This window comes from Hungatella hathewayi WAL-18680, from assembly GCF_000235505.1.
GTDB classification, from domain to species: domain Bacteria; phylum Bacillota; class Clostridia; order Lachnospirales; family Lachnospiraceae; genus Hungatella_A; species Hungatella_A hathewayi_A.
The window spans coordinates 101,825-116,968 of sequence record NZ_JH379027.1 but is presented as its reverse complement, the minus strand read 5'-3'; the positions used below and the strand labels follow the sequence as shown (position 1 = coordinate 116,968).

General features: G+C 47.8%; 19 protein-coding genes. All 19 read left to right on the top strand.

What is annotated here, in order from left to right; all coding sequences use genetic code 11:
* Positions 1 to 13: 13 nt before the first annotated feature.
* The 19 genes from HMPREF9473_RS00605 (at position 14) to HMPREF9473_RS00515 (ending at position 15,057) form a co-directional block, all read left to right on the top strand.
* Positions 14 to 457, top strand: a complete 444-nt coding sequence (locus HMPREF9473_RS00605) for a DUF4320 family protein (protein ID WP_006778118.1) — start codon at positions 14 to 16, stop codon at positions 455 to 457.
* Between the two features lie 8 nt (positions 458 to 465).
* A complete protein-coding gene (locus HMPREF9473_RS00600; protein WP_006778117.1) occupies positions 466 to 966 on the top strand; it encodes a hypothetical protein in 501 nt (166 codons plus the stop codon).
* A 71-nt stretch (positions 967 to 1,037) separates the two neighbouring features.
* Positions 1,038 to 1,616 carry a DUF6550 family protein gene (locus HMPREF9473_RS00595; RefSeq protein WP_006773326.1) on the top strand — a complete coding sequence of 193 codons (579 nt, stop codon included), beginning with the start codon at positions 1,038 to 1,040 and terminating at the stop codon, positions 1,614 to 1,616.
* An 82-nt stretch (positions 1,617 to 1,698) separates the two neighbouring features.
* Complete coding sequence (locus HMPREF9473_RS00590) at positions 1,699 to 3,405, top strand: hypothetical protein (protein WP_006778116.1); 1,707 nt, start codon at positions 1,699 to 1,701, stop codon at positions 3,403 to 3,405.
* Positions 3,377 to 3,871 (top strand): prepilin peptidase, encoded by a 495-nt coding sequence (locus HMPREF9473_RS00585; protein ID WP_006773324.1) that lies wholly within the window; start codon positions 3,377 to 3,379, stop codon positions 3,869 to 3,871. The genes HMPREF9473_RS00590 and HMPREF9473_RS00585 overlap by 29 nt, the downstream gene beginning before the upstream one ends.
* 19 nt (positions 3,872 to 3,890) lie before the next feature.
* Complete coding sequence (gene cpaB, locus HMPREF9473_RS00580; protein WP_006778115.1) at positions 3,891 to 4,712, top strand: Flp pilus assembly protein CpaB; 822 nt, start codon at positions 3,891 to 3,893, stop codon at positions 4,710 to 4,712.
* A gap of 25 nt (positions 4,713 to 4,737) precedes the next feature.
* Entirely contained in the window at positions 4,738 to 5,541 is an 804-nt protein-coding gene (locus HMPREF9473_RS00575) for a hypothetical protein (protein ID WP_006773322.1), read from the top strand.
* The gene (locus HMPREF9473_RS00570) at positions 5,525 to 5,851 is read left to right on the top strand and encodes a hypothetical protein (protein WP_006773321.1); all 327 of its coding nucleotides are present in this window, start codon (positions 5,525 to 5,527) and stop codon (positions 5,849 to 5,851) included. The genes HMPREF9473_RS00575 and HMPREF9473_RS00570 overlap by 17 nt, the downstream gene beginning before the upstream one ends.
* 733 nt (positions 5,852 to 6,584) lie before the next feature.
* On the top strand, positions 6,585 to 8,411 hold the full coding sequence (gene ltrA, locus HMPREF9473_RS00565; RefSeq protein WP_006778114.1) for a group II intron reverse transcriptase/maturase: 1,827 nt from the start codon (positions 6,585 to 6,587) through the stop codon (positions 8,409 to 8,411).
* Between the two features lie 48 nt (positions 8,412 to 8,459).
* On the top strand, positions 8,460 to 9,566 hold the full coding sequence (locus tag HMPREF9473_RS00560; RefSeq protein ID WP_242830760.1) for a CpaF/VirB11 family protein: 1,107 nt from the start codon (positions 8,460 to 8,462) through the stop codon (positions 9,564 to 9,566).
* Positions 9,567 to 10,499: a type II secretion system F family protein gene (locus HMPREF9473_RS00555; protein WP_006771543.1), complete on the top strand. Its 933-nt coding sequence runs from the start codon at positions 9,567 to 9,569 to the stop codon at positions 10,497 to 10,499.
* Positions 10,496 to 11,374, top strand: a complete 879-nt coding sequence (locus tag HMPREF9473_RS00550) for a hypothetical protein (RefSeq protein ID WP_006771544.1) — start codon at positions 10,496 to 10,498, stop codon at positions 11,372 to 11,374. Before HMPREF9473_RS00555 ends, HMPREF9473_RS00550 begins: the two co-directional genes overlap by 4 nt.
* Before the next feature lie 55 nt (positions 11,375 to 11,429).
* Complete coding sequence (locus tag HMPREF9473_RS00545; protein ID WP_006771545.1) at positions 11,430 to 11,651, top strand: DUF6133 family protein; 222 nt, start codon at positions 11,430 to 11,432, stop codon at positions 11,649 to 11,651.
* A 78-nt stretch (positions 11,652 to 11,729) separates the two neighbouring features.
* The gene (locus HMPREF9473_RS00540; protein ID WP_242663929.1) at positions 11,730 to 12,077 is read left to right on the top strand and encodes a hypothetical protein; all 348 of its coding nucleotides are present in this window, start codon (positions 11,730 to 11,732) and stop codon (positions 12,075 to 12,077) included.
* A 70-nt stretch (positions 12,078 to 12,147) separates the two neighbouring features.
* A complete protein-coding gene (locus tag HMPREF9473_RS00535; RefSeq protein WP_006778112.1) occupies positions 12,148 to 12,558 on the top strand; it encodes a zinc-finger-containing protein in 411 nt (136 codons plus the stop codon).
* Between the two features lie 15 nt (positions 12,559 to 12,573).
* A complete protein-coding gene (locus tag HMPREF9473_RS00530) occupies positions 12,574 to 13,152 on the top strand; it encodes a sigma-70 family RNA polymerase sigma factor (protein WP_006771548.1) in 579 nt (192 codons plus the stop codon).
* A gap of 55 nt (positions 13,153 to 13,207) precedes the next feature.
* The gene (locus tag HMPREF9473_RS00525; RefSeq protein ID WP_006778111.1) at positions 13,208 to 13,903 is read left to right on the top strand and encodes a hypothetical protein; all 696 of its coding nucleotides are present in this window, start codon (positions 13,208 to 13,210) and stop codon (positions 13,901 to 13,903) included.
* Positions 13,904 to 13,938: 35 nt separating this feature from the next.
* Positions 13,939 to 14,376, top strand: coding sequence for a hypothetical protein (locus HMPREF9473_RS00520; RefSeq protein ID WP_242830759.1), 438 nt, complete (start codon positions 13,939 to 13,941; stop codon positions 14,374 to 14,376).
* A 45-nt stretch (positions 14,377 to 14,421) separates the two neighbouring features.
* A complete protein-coding gene (locus HMPREF9473_RS00515) occupies positions 14,422 to 15,057 on the top strand; it encodes a hypothetical protein (protein WP_006771551.1) in 636 nt (211 codons plus the stop codon).
* The last annotated feature ends 87 nt before the right edge of the window (positions 15,058 to 15,144 follow it).

The following is a 15,144-nucleotide window of genomic DNA, read 5'->3' as shown; positions in this document are numbered from 1 at the left end:
GATTATTATTTTAGTGAAAAGAATCCGCGTAATACTGGGCAGCCAACGGGCGGAGGCAAGCTATTTCAGCACCATGGTATTCATTTTTATCGCGGTGCTGCTGCTGGCATTTATCATTGACCTGTTTTCTATCATTTCCACGAAACAGGAGCTGGATTACTGTGCGGACGAGATGGTAAAGCAGATACAGCTTTCCGGCGGTATCAATTCTGAAACAGATGAGATGTTTGAATTTCTCTGCTCCCAGATTGAGGGGGCGGAAAATATCACATATTCTGTTGACGCCACCTATCACTCTCCCACCCCGCCGGGCATGAGCTATGGAATCCAGTTGGGAACGCCCTTCTATATCACGATTGAAGGCAGCGCAAAGCTGGGGGGCTTCTGGAACCTCCGTCTTGTCCGTATCAATATAGTAGCAAGGGGTTCCGGAGTCAGTGAACATTATTGGAAATGAGGTGGCGCATGAAATATATTTACCGCAGGCTAAGAGGACGGCTCTGTAATGAACACGGAGAGATTGCCATTTACTCCTGCTTCTTTGTTGTGGGAATTGTCATGCTGATTTCATTTCTTCTCCTGTACGCCTCTATCCGGATTAACTGCATCAATATCCGCAATGGAGCCAAGATGGAGCTGAACAATTTAAGTGCCAGCATCTATGCGGATACCTACCGATCCCAAAGGGAAACGAATTTCAGCGAATATTTAAGCACTCTTTATTCCAGCAGTTCTTATACGGAGATGCTGGAGGATACGGTGCGGGAGGGGCTGTCCACAAAGGTTCCCCTGTCTACTGACGATTACAAGATCAAAAACATCACCCTGGATTTTCATGTGACCGGGGACCGGGTCAAATACACGTTTTATTGTGACGCGGAGTTTTATGTCAAAATGTTTGGACGCTCCTATCCTGTTATCACACAGGGAATTGAACTGACCGGATATCACAACACAAAATTTTAATACTCTTTTTGTTGAAAAATGCAGAGATATCCCGTAAAGTATAGCTAAATAAAACAATCGGAGGATAATGAATGAAGAAATTTTTTAAATCCAGAGGCTTCCTTATCACCATGCTGTCTGTGTGCTGTGTTGCTATTCTGGGAATTTGCTGGGCGGTAAACAGAGATAAGAACAGCCAGTTTACCGCTGATGAACCTCCCCCTTCCACAGCCTCACAGGAATGGGTGGAATCATCTTCTGAAACAGCGCCCGAATTAGAGGAGACAACAAGGGCGGTTCCCGAAACCACCTTGTCGGCAACTACTGCTCCGGCTGAAACAACAACCGCAGAATACCCCAAGATTGCAGAGAAAACAGAAAAGGATGTTGCTGTGGAGTTTTCTCCCACAGAAAAGCCGACAGAGACACCGCCTGCGCCGGAGGGAAAGACGATTATTGAAGATCCCGGACCGGAACACCCGGTCAATCCCGCTCCCGATGTGACCGCGCCGGCTCCAGAAGCGGAAAGCGCGCCGGCCCCAGGCAGCACCGATGGGAACGGGGCGTATTACGATCCGGTATTCGGCTGGGTGACTCCGGCAGAGGTAATCCAGTCCACAATCGACAGTGACGGGGACCCGGACAAAATGGTCGGAAATATGGGAGATTAGTTTAATATATGTATTGCCGCCGCTTGAATGAGTGGCGGCTTTTTAATACCCAGAATTTAAAAGAACAGGAGCGTGATATCACTTGAAGCAACTATTTGCTATTCTCTGTTCCCTGATTATGATGCTGGTATTGGTTCCTGCCAGCGCCCTGGCCGCCGGGGAGGGGAATATCGACCAGGGAGGCGGTAACATGGGACAGGGAACGTCCCAAAATAAATGGTCTCCCGGAAACGATGGTGTTCGGATAACTGTGGTAGATGCTGAAACAGGCATTCCTGTAAGCGGTTCTGTAGACTTTTCCAACCGTCCGCAGCCGGCAACCATCTATTATTTTGGCACCAATAATAAAATTGAGTACCGGAACGGAACGCCGCTTGCCATGGAATCAGCAGTTCCATATCAGTGCAGACAGCCCGCTTATTCCATGCCTCCCATTGTAAACAGCAAAAGCCGGCCTACCTCGATTGAAATTATCAAACGCTATTTTTGTTCTGAGTACGCGTGCCAGATGGTTGCCGAAGCCACCGGAGTCAACTATGAAAAGATGCTTTCCGGAGAATACAAAATACTCTTAGAACCCATTGCTTATGTCACATTTAATGGCATGAATTACTGTTTTACCGCAACGGAAGCCGCCCTGTACGATCAGCTTTCGGGCGGAGCGCTAAGACAGCGGCTTCCCACCGTGGCCTTTCAGAACCTGCCCCTGGCAATGTTCCTGGAATATGATGATATCGGCTTTTTTGCATGGACAGGTCCCAAAACCGGAGTGCAATCCAATGCTGATATTATAAACTATCTGGGTCTTGGCCTCGTGTGGTTTGACGAGGGACCCGAGGAGCCGGAAAATCCCGGCGAGGACATAGAGGCTCCCGACATGGAGTACCGGGTGAATACAGATGTGATCACCGCAGTCACGCTCCGGTCTGACCGGGATTTGACACCCGACAATCCGGCGTCTGTAACCTTTCATATTATGGGCAGGACTTACCGGATTCAAGATATTGTGATTCCGGCCGGAGATTCACAGGTTGTCTGGGTAAAATGGCGCACTCCCGGCACCCCGCAGACCGTTCCCATCACCATATCCGTGCGGCGCGCTTATACGGCGCAGGATACGTTTACCGCAAAAATAGTTGACTTAAATGAGAAAGTCCCGCCTGATCCGCTGGCAACAGACACGAATCCGGGCTATTCGGTTCCCTCACTCCCGGACGCCCCGCAGAAACGGACAGCAAACTGGGGCGTATGGCGCTGCTACTGGGTGCCGGTATGGGACTGGTGCGACCATGACGACGGCGGGCATTGGGTTGACAATGGATATTGGGAATACGATTACACAGGATATTCCGCCTCCATCACCGGCTCCATGTCATTGATGCCGGATGATCTCGTACCGACTGCTTCCGGAAAAAACATGAAAAGCGGATATGGGGTAAAAACCGACGTGAGGGCAACGCTTTCCACCAGCGCCCCATCCAGCCACATCACCCACCCTCAGACCGCATTTTCCGTATTTCCGGAATTTGACTATGGGACATACCTTCGTCTGCTCCAGCGGACTTCCGGGGGAAGGAGCGCTAAATTTACCTTCCGTCCAAATGCATTCTCAACCTATAACCGATCTGTGCATTTCACACCGCTGTGGTTTCCGGACCATACACAATACAGCGTGTATACCCAGGTTTGGGATACATGGACGCCGGACGGAATGTTGTCAATCAATCTAAACGACCATGTATCCATACGGGGGAGTCTTTATGATGACTGGTATACTAACCGGGAATAATATTCCGGTCCTTTTATATGAAACGCTGGTATTCTGCGCGATTACCGGTTTTGCCATTTACGACCTGTTCCATAAGCGGGTGCCTGACCGGGCGCTCGTTTTATTTTGTCCGGCTGCACTTGCCGCTCCCTTTCTGTTAAACGCCGGTTCCTTTAACTGGCAGATGGTTTCTGAAGCCTGGCTGGCTTCCCTTGCAGGTGCGGCGGCGGGCTTTGGAGTCCTGCTCACCGCCGCCCTTGTCTCTAAGGACGGCACCGGAGTCGGTGGAGGGGACATCAAGCTGGCTGGAATCATGGGGTTTATTTACGGCGTCAATCGTATGACCGCAATCCTGCTGACCGCTGCCGCCCTTGCCGCTATTGCAGTGTTTCTCACCAGAAGAAACCAGTTAAATGAAAATCTGGCGATTCCCTTTGTCCCTTTTCTTGCTATGGGAAATCTGGTGGTCGCCGCTGCTTTGAAATAATAAACCAGGAGAGATGAACATGAGATTAAATAACCGTTTTTTATTTGGGCTGCTTAGCCTTCTGCTGGCCGCTGTCATTGCTTTTGTCGCCCTTCCAACGATTGCCAGACAGACCAACGGCAAGACTGAAATTGTCCGCGTGTCGAAGCCTGTTTTAAAAGGCGCCATTATTACCGACAAAAATGTGGAACTGGCGGAGGTGGGAAGCTATAACCTGCCGGCAAATATTGCCCGCTCCACAGAGGACGTGGTGGGAAAGTATGCTGTCTCGGATTTAATGGAGGGAGATTATATCCTTTCGTCAAAGATCAGCGCACTTCCGCTCACCTCGGATATTGCGCTGAATGATATCCCATCCGGAAGGGTGGCAATCTCTTTAAGCGTTAAAACCCTGGCCTCCGGTTTGTCGGATAAGCTGCAGGCAGGTGACATTGTGCGTATTTACCATTTTCTTGAAACTGCAAGGGAGATACCGGAACTGCGCTTTGTAAGGGTTTTATCAGTCACCGGCGCTGACGGGACCAACATAGACAATACAGCTGAGCCCGCAGAGGACGAGGAAAAACAACAATCTGCCACTGTCACCGTCATGGCGACCCCTGAGCAGGCCCGGATTATTACGGAACTGGAAAACGATGGCGTTGCCCACGTGGCCCTTATCTCCCGCAACAATGAGGAGCTGGCGGCCGAACTGCTTGCAGAGCAGGATCAAATGCTTTCGGACCTGGAATCTCCGGCTCTGCCGGAGGAGATGTCAGATTCCGGCCATGTTTTTTCCACTTCCTCCAGTGAAGCACCAGAAGCTTCAACCACCGGAGAAGAACCCGGTCAAAATCCATAACTCAGCCAGAAAGGAGATTTTACATATGGCAAAAGTAATTACCGTATGGGGGAGTCCAGGCAGCGGAAAATCTATGTTCTGCTGTATACTCGCCAAGGCACTCACGAGAGATAAAAGCAAGGCCATTCTTATCAATGCGGATATCAGCGTACCCATGCTTCCTGTGTGGCTTCCGGAGCAGCTTGCCCCTGCTAACGCCTCAATCGGGCAGGTTTTAAGCAGCGTGGAGATTGACACCGCCCTGGCAGCCAGCCATGTGACTGTGCTGAAATCCTATCCCTTTATCGGACTCATGGGCTACTGTGCCGGCGAGAATCCATTGAGTTATCCGGAAATGAAATACGATATGGCGATGGCGCTGATTGCAGCGGCGTCCAGGCTGGTTGATTTTGTCATTCTCGACTGCAGTTCGGCCATGACGAACGTGTTTACACCCGCAGCCATTGAATCCGGCGATCTGGTTATCCGAATCCTGACTCCGGATTTAAAGGGGATTCACTATCTGAAAGCGCATCAGCCTCTGTTGGCAGACAGCCGCTTCCGTTATCACGAACATTTAACCTTTGCAGGCCTCGCCCGTCCCTTCCACGCAATCGAAGAAATGGGACACCTCATAGGCGGTTTTGACGGTTTGCTGCCCTACGGAAAGGAGGTGGACCGCTGTGCCACGGAGGGCGGTATGTTTCACGCCATCAGCTATTGCAACCCTAAATATACGGCCTCCCTGAATAAAGTTCTGGAAATGCTGGAACCAAAGGAAGAAGAACGTCAGCAGGACGATTTCGTGGAGGAGAGACAGGAGGAGCGCGCAGATGAACAATCTGAATGATATTTTCTTCGCCCCGGCAGCCAATGATAATCTGACCTATGACCAGATCCTTGAAGATGTACAGCGGTATTTTTCGGAGAACCATGCGTCCACCATTGCAGAGGCCGGCGAGGAAAATACGGATAAGGCTACCACCGTTTTAAAGGAACTGATGGTACAGTATATCGTCAAGCGGAAATATACGGCTGACGGGCTGACAACTAAGGAGCTCTGCGAAAAGCTCTATGAAGATATGGCAGGCTATTCTTTTTTGAATCAATGGATTTATAAGCCAGGCGTTGAGGAAGTAAATAGTGCGACACGTTCCTAGCTGAAAAGGTTAGGCACCAAACGTAAGAATGTAACAAAGTTCGGTTTAGGAGAACTGATAATCCGATAGGTGGAATGATAGGGGAACGCCTTGAAACGCCTGCCTAAAACTGCGAATGGCATGATTGTGATTAAGCACAAGATTGTCATAAAGCTCGCTGAAGTCGCCTGTATGCACTTGCTAAGGTCAAAAAGGATACAGCAAAACCAAGCCAGAGGTGGCTGGGAGTGATAGGGCGGGGTCTATAAAATACCTATGGTTAGAATTCTACTGTAAAAAGGCAGTAGACGGCGAACCTTTGAGTGTACGGGTCTAAATCTCTAAACAGTCTAACGGCTGTGCTTGCAGAATGCAAGGTCTGTGAGGATTAGTAAAACTTGTTGATATGAAACTCCTTACACCGTTACAGGCGGTGTCAAAGCAGACAGGCTTAAAGAAGGAACCTAAGGGTATATATGTAAAGATAGGATTATCGGAACGTGGTAAGTCAGCAACGTGGAGGGCTTAATCCCTATGAAGCGTTAGCAGGGAAAACATTTTGTATAACCTGCTTTTATGTTGATGAAAGTAGTGGCACAGTACCGATGAAGCCGTGATAATAAGCGGTGGAGGGATAGCCACAAGTCAGTATTTACAGTAAAACACAACTTACAAACAGTTATGAAACTGCATAAGGTTCGAGTATGACTAAGAGAGGCAGGATTTCCGCAATTAAGGAAGTGAAAGCCGACTTATGGCAACTAGAAAATCAAGGAAGAAACAGCGATTGAGAAACAATGAGTATTATGATACTCAGGCGATTTATGATGAACTGTATTCCAAAGCAAAAGAAAATCGGAGATTTACAAATCTATATGACCTGATTGTAAGCAGAGAAAATATATTGCTTGCATATCGTAACATCAAAAAGAATAAAGGCAGTAAGACCAAGGGAGTCAATGCTACTACGATTCTGGATATTGGAAAAGACAATCCGGAGAGGTTAATCTCATATGTGCGAAATAGAATGTCAAATTTTCAACCAATGCCAGTTCGTAGGGTAGAAATTCCAAAAGATAATGGGAAAGTACGACCACTGGGGATTCCGACCATGGAAGACCGGCTGATACAACAATGTATTAAGCAGGTTCTTGAGCCGATTTGTGAAGCCAAATTTTATAAACATAGTTATGGCTTCCGTCCGAATCGGAGCACTCATCATGCCATTGCCAGAGTGTTGGCACTGACCAACCGGCATAACTTTCAGTATGTAGTAGATATTGATATTAAAGGATTTTTCGATAATGTCAATCATGGGAAACTCATGAAACAGTTATGGAGCCTGGGGATTCAGGATAAACAATTGTTATGTATTATATCCAAGATGCTAAAGACTGAAATTAAAGGAATAGGGGTTCCACAAAAAGGGGTCCCGCAAGGCGGAATTCTCAGTCCATTATTATCTAATGTCGTTCTTAATGAGTTAGACTGGTGGATTGCAAGCCAGTGGGAGAACCATAAAACCCACCACTCATATAAAAATCCGACAAGAAAATATGAGTTGTTGAGAAGGGGTAATTTAAAAGAAGTATTTATCGTCAGATATGCCGATGATTTTAAGTTACTCTGTAAAGATAGAAAAACTGCCGAAAAGATGTTTGCAGCCACAAAACAGTGGCTTGAAGAAAGACTGGGCTTAGAAATCAGCCCGGAAAAGTCCAAGATAGTAAATCTAAGAAAACGATATTCTGAATTTTTAGGATTTAAGTTGAAGCTTTGGAAGAAAGGTCAGAAATATGTGGTCAAATCCCACATGACAAAGAAAAGCAAAGAAAAATGCAAGAAAGAATTAAAACAGAAAATCAAAGTATTACAACATGATGCTATCGGTGCACGGGTACAGCAGTTTAATGCTACTGTACTGGGGTTGCATGGGTATTATAAGATAGCCAGTCATATCAGTAAAGACTTTGCAGAAATCGCTTTTCATGTCAATAAGAGCCTTTATTGCAGAACGAAATGTATACGAAGTAAACGAGGTAATAAAAGCAGGGCATATGAACGCTTTTATGGAAAGTGTAAGGTAAAGCCCCTATTTATACAGCGGGTGGCACTTTATCCAATCCATTACGTGCAGACAACTCCACCGGTATGTTTTTCGCAGGATATATGCAATTACACGGTGAACGGCAGGGAGAAAATCCATAAATATCTGCAAAATTTCAGTTATGATACATTGCAATATATCATGAAGAATCCTGTTCAGAACCAAAGTCTGGAATACAATGATAACCGGATATCACTTTACGTTGGACAACGTGGAAGGTGTTTTATTACAGGAGAAAAACTGAAAATATCAGATATGGAAGTACATCATAAAACCATGCGTTCGGAGGGAGGCACAGATGCATATAAAAATCTGGTGTTTGTTACTGGAGCAGTGCATAAGCTGATTCATACAAAAGAAGTAGAAACCATTGAAAAATACCTTGAATTGTTGAAACGAAAATCAATAGACTTCGTGAAGCTGAATAACTTGAGACGTTTAGTTGGAAATTGTGAGATTAGTGAGAATAAGTAAATATTGATGGAACGCCGTGTGAAATGAAAGTTTCATGCACGGTGTGGAGTGGGGGAAAATCCGGAGATAACTTCAAAGGATTACCTATCACTATTCAACGCCTATAACGATATTGAGGTGATTATGAACAGCGGGCGCAGTATCAAGATACCGGATAAATTCACCTCGCCCCAGCACGCCATTGATGTGGTCCGCCGTATGTTAAACGCCTGCGGCATGGTAATTGATGATACCATGCCCAGCGTCATTGGGTTTCTCGATAAGAATATCCGTATCTCCGTGGATAAAGCCCCTATTGTTGATTCTGATGTGGGGATAAACGCTTCCATCCGTATTGTCAACCAGCAGACGGTTTCTGAACAGAAGCTTCTGGAGTCCAAAAGCGCTACCGCTGAAATGCTGCATTTTCTCACAGCCTGTATCCGCTATGGCGTCAGCGTCTGTATCGCCGGCTCCACCGGCTCGGGAAAAACAACCGTGATGGCCTGGCTGCTGTCCCAGGTTCCCAATAACCGGCGCCTGATTACCATTGAGGAGGGCAGCCGGGAATTTGATTTAATCAAGAGGGACGCCGATGGCAATATCCTCAATTCCGTTGTACACCTGCTTACAAGGCCCCATGAGAACCCAGCCATGAACATCAACCAGGATTTTCTCCTGGAGCGTGTGTTGCGAAAGCACCCGGACGTAATCGGCGTGGGGGAAATGAGATCGGCGGCCGAGAGCCTTTCGGCTGCGGAAAGCTCCCGGACCGGTCATACGGTCTGCACCACCATTCACTCTAATTCCTGCAACAGCACCTACCGGCGTATGATGACGCTTGCCAAGCGCAAGTATAACATGGACGATTCCGTACTCATGCAGATTATGGTGGAAGCCTATCCGGTGGTTGTCTTTACGAAGCAGCTGGAGGACCGTTCCCGGAAAATCATGGAAATCATAGAGGGGGAGGACTACCAGGATGGAAAGCTGATCTATCGCTCTCTTTACAAGTATGAGGTAGTGGACAACGTAACTCTGGAAAGCGGGGAAACCCGCGTGGTAGGGCATCATCGGAAAGTAGGCTCTATCTCTGACGGCTTGAAAAAAAGGCTGCTGGACAACGGAATATCTCATAAAGAACTGGAGGAATTCACAGGAAAGGAGGTGGATTAGTTGCATTGGATTTATTTGATTTGCTTTGTCCTTATCAATGCCGGGCTTATGGCTCTGCTCGGGGTCCGCCCCGGAGATTTCATTGACGCTGTTTTTTTGTCCAGACGCAGGGCCGCCACGTTAAGCGATGAACTGAATGTGCTCCTGGGCACTCCGTCTAAGGGATTTTTTAACCAGGACTATGAAATCAAACGAATTTTAAGGGATACAGGCAGGGCAGACCGATTTGAAGCTCTCAAACGGCTGACCCTGATTCTCTTTGCGGTAGGCGCGGTGCTGGCGCTTCTGATCGACAATGTGTACATGGTCCCGATTATGGGAATCGGCTTTTCCCTGCTGCCCGTGTGGTATCTGCACAGCACGGCGGCCAGCTACAAAAAGCATTTGAACGAGGAGCTGGAGACGGCCATCTCCATTATTACAACCTCGTACCTGCGTACAGAGGATATTATCCGGTCCATACAGGAAAACCTGCCTTATATCAATGAACCGGTGAAAGCCAATTTTGAAGCGTTTGTATATGAGGCCAGACTGATAAACGCCAATACCACCAGCGCCATCAACAGCCTGAAAATGAAAATTCCAAACCGGGTATTCCATGAATGGTGCAATATTTTAATCCAGTGCCAGTCAGACCGTTCCATGAAGAACACCCTGCCTACCATTGCCCAGAAATTCAGCGATGTCCGTATCGTACAGTCAGAGCTGGAGGCCATGATGCAGGGGCCGCGGCGTGAGGCAATTACTATGATGTTTCTGGTAATTGCCAACATACCTCTGTTATATTTCCTCAACAAGGACTGGTTTCATACCCTGCTTTTCACCACCCCAGGAAAAATCGCCCTTGCCATCTGTGGCGCGATTATCCTGTTTTCACTGACACAGATCATGAAACTAAGTAAGCCTATTGAATACGGAGGTGACGGCAAATGACAGTGTTAGCACTTTTGGCGGTTGTGTTGGCTGGCTTTAGCATCTACTATCTCGCCTGTGCGTTTGCAGACATTCCCACCAGCAGGACCTCCCGCACAATGCTGATGGTCCGAAAGCAGCAAGGCGGACGGAATGAAAAGCTGGCGGAGGTTTACCTTACAAAAATCGCAGTGCTTCTGGCCCCCTGCCTAAAGCTGGACAGGCTGAGGCGCAACAAACTCCAGTCCGCTTTAAATATAGCCGGATTGGAGCTGACCCCGGAGGTCTATACTGCAAAAGCCTGGGTAACAGCCGGCATGACCGGGCTTTGTGCTCTGCCCGCGGTATTTGTGATGCCGCTCATGGTGCCGCTTATAATCGGATTGGCCGTGGCACTCTGGTTCTCGACATACTACGCTGCTTTTGATTTTGTCAGAAAGCGGCGGAAGCTCATTGAAGCGGAAATCCCGCGCTTTGCCCTGACCATCGGGCAGAACCTGGAAAATGACCGGGATGTGCTGAAAATCCTGACTTCCTACCGGCGTGTGGCGGGCAGGGATTTTGGCGCGGAACTGGATCAGACGATTGCGGACATGATTACTTCTAACTATGAGAACGCTCTGCTTCATTTTGAAACCAGAATCGGAAGCCCCATGCTCTCGGACGTTATCAGAGGTCTGGTTGGCGTACTCCGGGGGGACGACCAGCGCATGTACTTTAAAATGATCTGCTTTGATATGAGACAGATTGAGCAGAACAACCTGAAAAAGGAAGCCGCAAAACGGCCGAAGAAAATACAGCGGTACTCCATGATGATGCTTATATGTATTATGATTATCTATCTTGTAGTGCTGTGTACGGAAGTATTAAGCTCTCTCGGCGCATTTTTCGGTTAACTGGTCCATATCAGTTTTACAACTACTTAACAACAATATACCAGGAGGTTTATCCATGAAAAGAATGATTTTAAAATTAAACAGAACCGCACCCCGCCTTATGTTAAACACCCGAGCCGCACTCTCCAATCAGCGCGGTGATTTTTATATCAGCGATGCAGTAAAGATAATCATAGCCGTTGTGCTGGGCGCCCTCCTGTTGGCAGCCCTGACCTTAATTTTTAACGACACGGTGATTCCCAGAATCACCAGGGAGATTGAGGCATTATTCGGATAAAGATACCTTGGGGATCAGCGCAGAAAGATGGCGCTGGTCCCTTTTTTATTTTACTTTTCGCAATGTGCGGTAATGGAGGTGAAGGCATTGAATCAAAACCATTGTAAGTTTTATTCCTTTATGCGGGCAACCAGGGGCAACTGGAGAAATACACTGTACGTTATGTGCGGCGGTTCCTTCTGTCCCCATGGGAAAAACCCGCCGTGTGAAGGCTATCTGATGGCAGCAGATGCGGACGGAAGCCTGATCATAATGCCTGTGGAAATCGTCAGGCAGTTTACCGGTGAATTGATAGAACCGTCAGAATGCCGGGGGACTTTAGTGAGAAAGACCTTTGAGGCTGTTTTCTCCCGGTATATCGAATGGCATACAATCTCGGATTCCAGCTGTCCGCTCCTGCAGCTTTACCAGGACGCCGACCGCTGACATTCAACAAAAAACTGTCCTGATAAACGTAATCCCGCCGTAAACGGCGAGTAATCAGGAGGTAATCGTTATGAAGCGGAAGCATCAAATCAGATGCCCCTATTGCGGGGCCTACGCCACTTGCCGGCCTGCCAGCGTTGTCTATGGCAAATCCGGTACAACTAAAAATTCATACCTGTATATCTGTTCCAGATGGCCGGCCTGTGATTCCTATGTGGGAACCCACAGAAAAGACCGACGCCCCCTGGGAACGCCGGCCAATAAAGAACTGCGCCGCAAGCGTATTCTGGCTCACCGCTCATTGGACGCTCTGCAGCAAAACTGCCATATGAAGAAGTGGGAAGCTTATATCTGGCTGCAGGCCAAGCTGGGGCTTAGTGAAGCGGAGACCCATATCGGCATGTTTTCGGAATATATGTGTGACAGGACGATTGAGCTTTGTAATCAGGCATTGGAAACTGACCATATTCGGGCAGCATGAAGGGAGGCGGCATTTATGAGGAAAGACGGTATCCTGACAGAAGAACAGAGGTGCCTGGTAACAGAACACATGTCCGTTGTCCATTGGGTGATTCTATTGAACATCCATGTAAATGAGAGGATTTACGGCTTTAGCTATGACGATTTATTCCAGGAGGGTTGTGTCTGGCTATGCAGGGCCGCTGTCTCCTATGACCCGTCCCTATCCCAGTTTTCCACTTATGCAAGAAAGGTTGTCCGCAACGGGCTGCTCTCCTACTGCCGGACTATGTGCGACAAACAGCGTCACTTCACCCGGCTGGAGATTGGTGAACAGGGGGAGTTGATTGCCGATGGCGCCGTCTTAAACCGTGTCGATGGATTCAGCGCACATATTTCCATGCTGGAGACGCTCGAACTGCTGGAATCCAGGAAGCAGGATTATAACGGCATCGCGCGGCTGGGAATCGAGGCTCTGGAATTAAAAATAAAGGGCCTTACCATTAAGGAGATTGCACAGATGTACGGCGTGCCGTCCTCTCATGTGGGGGCCTGGATTTCCCGCTCCGCTTATAAGCTGCGGGAGGACAGAAAATTTCTGGACAGTGTCCGGTAGCCTGTTGAAAAGGCGGCGCTTCAACCGTAAGGAACAGATAAAGGAGGTATTTACTATGACGTTAAAGACACTATTTACTGCTGTTGGCCGTATGGAAAAAAGAACTGACAGCCCCGGCCGCTCCTATCCGGTTATCGTGCTGGGAGGGAAGGACTACATGGTTGATTTACAGGAAATGCTGGTTTGGAGCAGCTTAAACTGGCGGATTGCCAGGAAGAACGAAATTGGAGAGCTTTACAATAAGGCGGTACTCGATTACAGCTTTCAGGCAGACCGTACATGGAACGCCTGCGTGGAGCGTCTGCTGATCCGTGGGCTGCTGGTCTCCGGAAGCGGAGCAACTGATTATGACGCTTTATATGACTTGTTAAGCACTATGTATATCATACCGGCCTCCGGCAGCTTTCCCCTCCGGCTGTTTTCATTCTTAAAGCTTGTGCTGGTGAAGGATGTGCCTTTGTCCATGGCCCGCAGGCTTCTTTGTGGGGACAAGCGGACAGCCGGGGAAAAGCAGGTAATGCGCCTGGCCGGACAGACCCTGATGTCCACAGCGGAAATCATCAAATGTGTGGAAAAGGGAATTCACAGTCTGCCCAACGAGGAAAGTGTGCTTGACAAGCTTTATGATGACAGGGACACCACCAGCGACAATATTGCCTATCTGGTTAAATCCAGCTCCAACAGCAAGCCTGTTGTCCTGGCTGTTGCAAATCTGTACCTGCGTAAGCAGATTATTTTTGAAAGGATTTGACATTTATGAAAAAATGGAACAAATACCCCCGCGTTTTGAAAAGGAAATTGTATCTTACCCTCTTGACCGGAACTGCCGGTGTGATTGTCAGTTTCATGGTCTATATGGTTTCCGCTGACTCCATGCTCCTCTCCATGAGCGGCGTCATATTCCTTTTCTGTCTGTTTCGCTCCGTGTCGCTGTGGAATATCATACGAAGGGATGCATACGCAGCCATCTCCGGAACCTGTACCGGTATCACCGTATCCCCTTTGCGAAAGTACAAAAGGGTTCAGATCACAGATCTGTCTGGCAGGGAACACTCTCTTCTCTTCAGCAGCCATACTGCCGTACAAACCGGGGAGAAATATTGCTTTTATTTTCAAAATGAAAACTCCCCTGTCCTGGGAAACGACTATCTGGATACCATGCTGTCAACCAACACGTTTCTTGGGTACGAAAAATTATTAGAATATCATGCAGAAATTAAATAGGCCCAGTCCTATTTCCTCTATAGATACCATGAAAGGAGGGTACTTTTGTATAAACCGGGCACGATAGAGCAATATAAAATCTATAGTTATTTAAAGGAAAAATTTTATCTGGAAGAATTCCTGTTGTATCCTATCTCCAGGACTTCCATGTTGCTGGAGGACAAAGCTGGTGATAAGCTGGCCTTCGAGTACCAAAATGGATCTGTCCGGGAAATAGACCTTCCGTCACCCCCGGACATCGAAGAGGTAAAGGCTTTTCTTAAAAGTTTCCATGCTTTGGAGCCGAAGCCCTGTCTGAATGACTTTGAGAGCATTACCCTCTGGTGGCTGGAACATCCCAATCCCTTGACCCTGCAGCAGGCTTTAGGGCTTACGGACGATCTTTACCGGCACTTTTTGGTTTATCCGCTCATAGATGATGAGACCGTCCGCAGGATCGTGTCTAAGGGTCTGGTAACGGAAAAAGAATTTTTAGATATCCGTCTCTGGTATCGCAACGGCCATGTTATGACCTGCTGGCTCGGTCAACTGGGACTGGACGGGACCGGAAACATTTATGGACTGATTTTCCGGTACAGGAAGCCTAATGCGACAAAGTACGAGTTTTACCTGCTGGACGACTATTACCGCTTTATGAACCACATACCGGACCTAGCGTCTGAAGACGCCGCCATAAATTAAAGTAAAATCAGATAAGCTTTTATTTACATTCATGCTTTAATATTTTATAATGTAAAGTATGAATGTAAAACCAAAGGGGGCGTGCAA

Coding starts and splice junctions, on each gene's coding strand:
- HMPREF9473_RS00575 (WP_006773322.1), top strand. CDS start 4,738: ATGGCAAAAGTAATTACCGTATGGGGGAGTCCAGGCAGCGGAAAATCT.
- HMPREF9473_RS00530 (WP_006771548.1), top strand. CDS start 12,574: ATGAGGAAAGACGGTATCCTGACAGAAGAACAGAGGTGCCTGGTAACA.
- HMPREF9473_RS00570 (WP_006773321.1), top strand. CDS start 5,525: ATGAACAATCTGAATGATATTTTCTTCGCCCCGGCAGCCAATGATAAT.
- ltrA (WP_006778114.1), top strand. CDS start 6,585: ATGGCAACTAGAAAATCAAGGAAGAAACAGCGATTGAGAAACAATGAG.
- HMPREF9473_RS00585 (WP_006773324.1), top strand. CDS start 3,377: ATGATGACTGGTATACTAACCGGGAATAATATTCCGGTCCTTTTATAT.
- HMPREF9473_RS00600 (WP_006778117.1), top strand. CDS start 466: ATGAAATATATTTACCGCAGGCTAAGAGGACGGCTCTGTAATGAACAC.
- HMPREF9473_RS00525 (WP_006778111.1), top strand. CDS start 13,208: ATGACGTTAAAGACACTATTTACTGCTGTTGGCCGTATGGAAAAAAGA.
- cpaB (WP_006778115.1), top strand. CDS start 3,891: ATGAGATTAAATAACCGTTTTTTATTTGGGCTGCTTAGCCTTCTGCTG.
- HMPREF9473_RS00545 (WP_006771545.1), top strand. CDS start 11,430: ATGAAAAGAATGATTTTAAAATTAAACAGAACCGCACCCCGCCTTATG.
- HMPREF9473_RS00595 (WP_006773326.1), top strand. CDS start 1,038: ATGAAGAAATTTTTTAAATCCAGAGGCTTCCTTATCACCATGCTGTCT.
- HMPREF9473_RS00535 (WP_006778112.1), top strand. CDS start 12,148: ATGAAGCGGAAGCATCAAATCAGATGCCCCTATTGCGGGGCCTACGCC.
- HMPREF9473_RS00550 (WP_006771544.1), top strand. CDS start 10,496: ATGACAGTGTTAGCACTTTTGGCGGTTGTGTTGGCTGGCTTTAGCATC.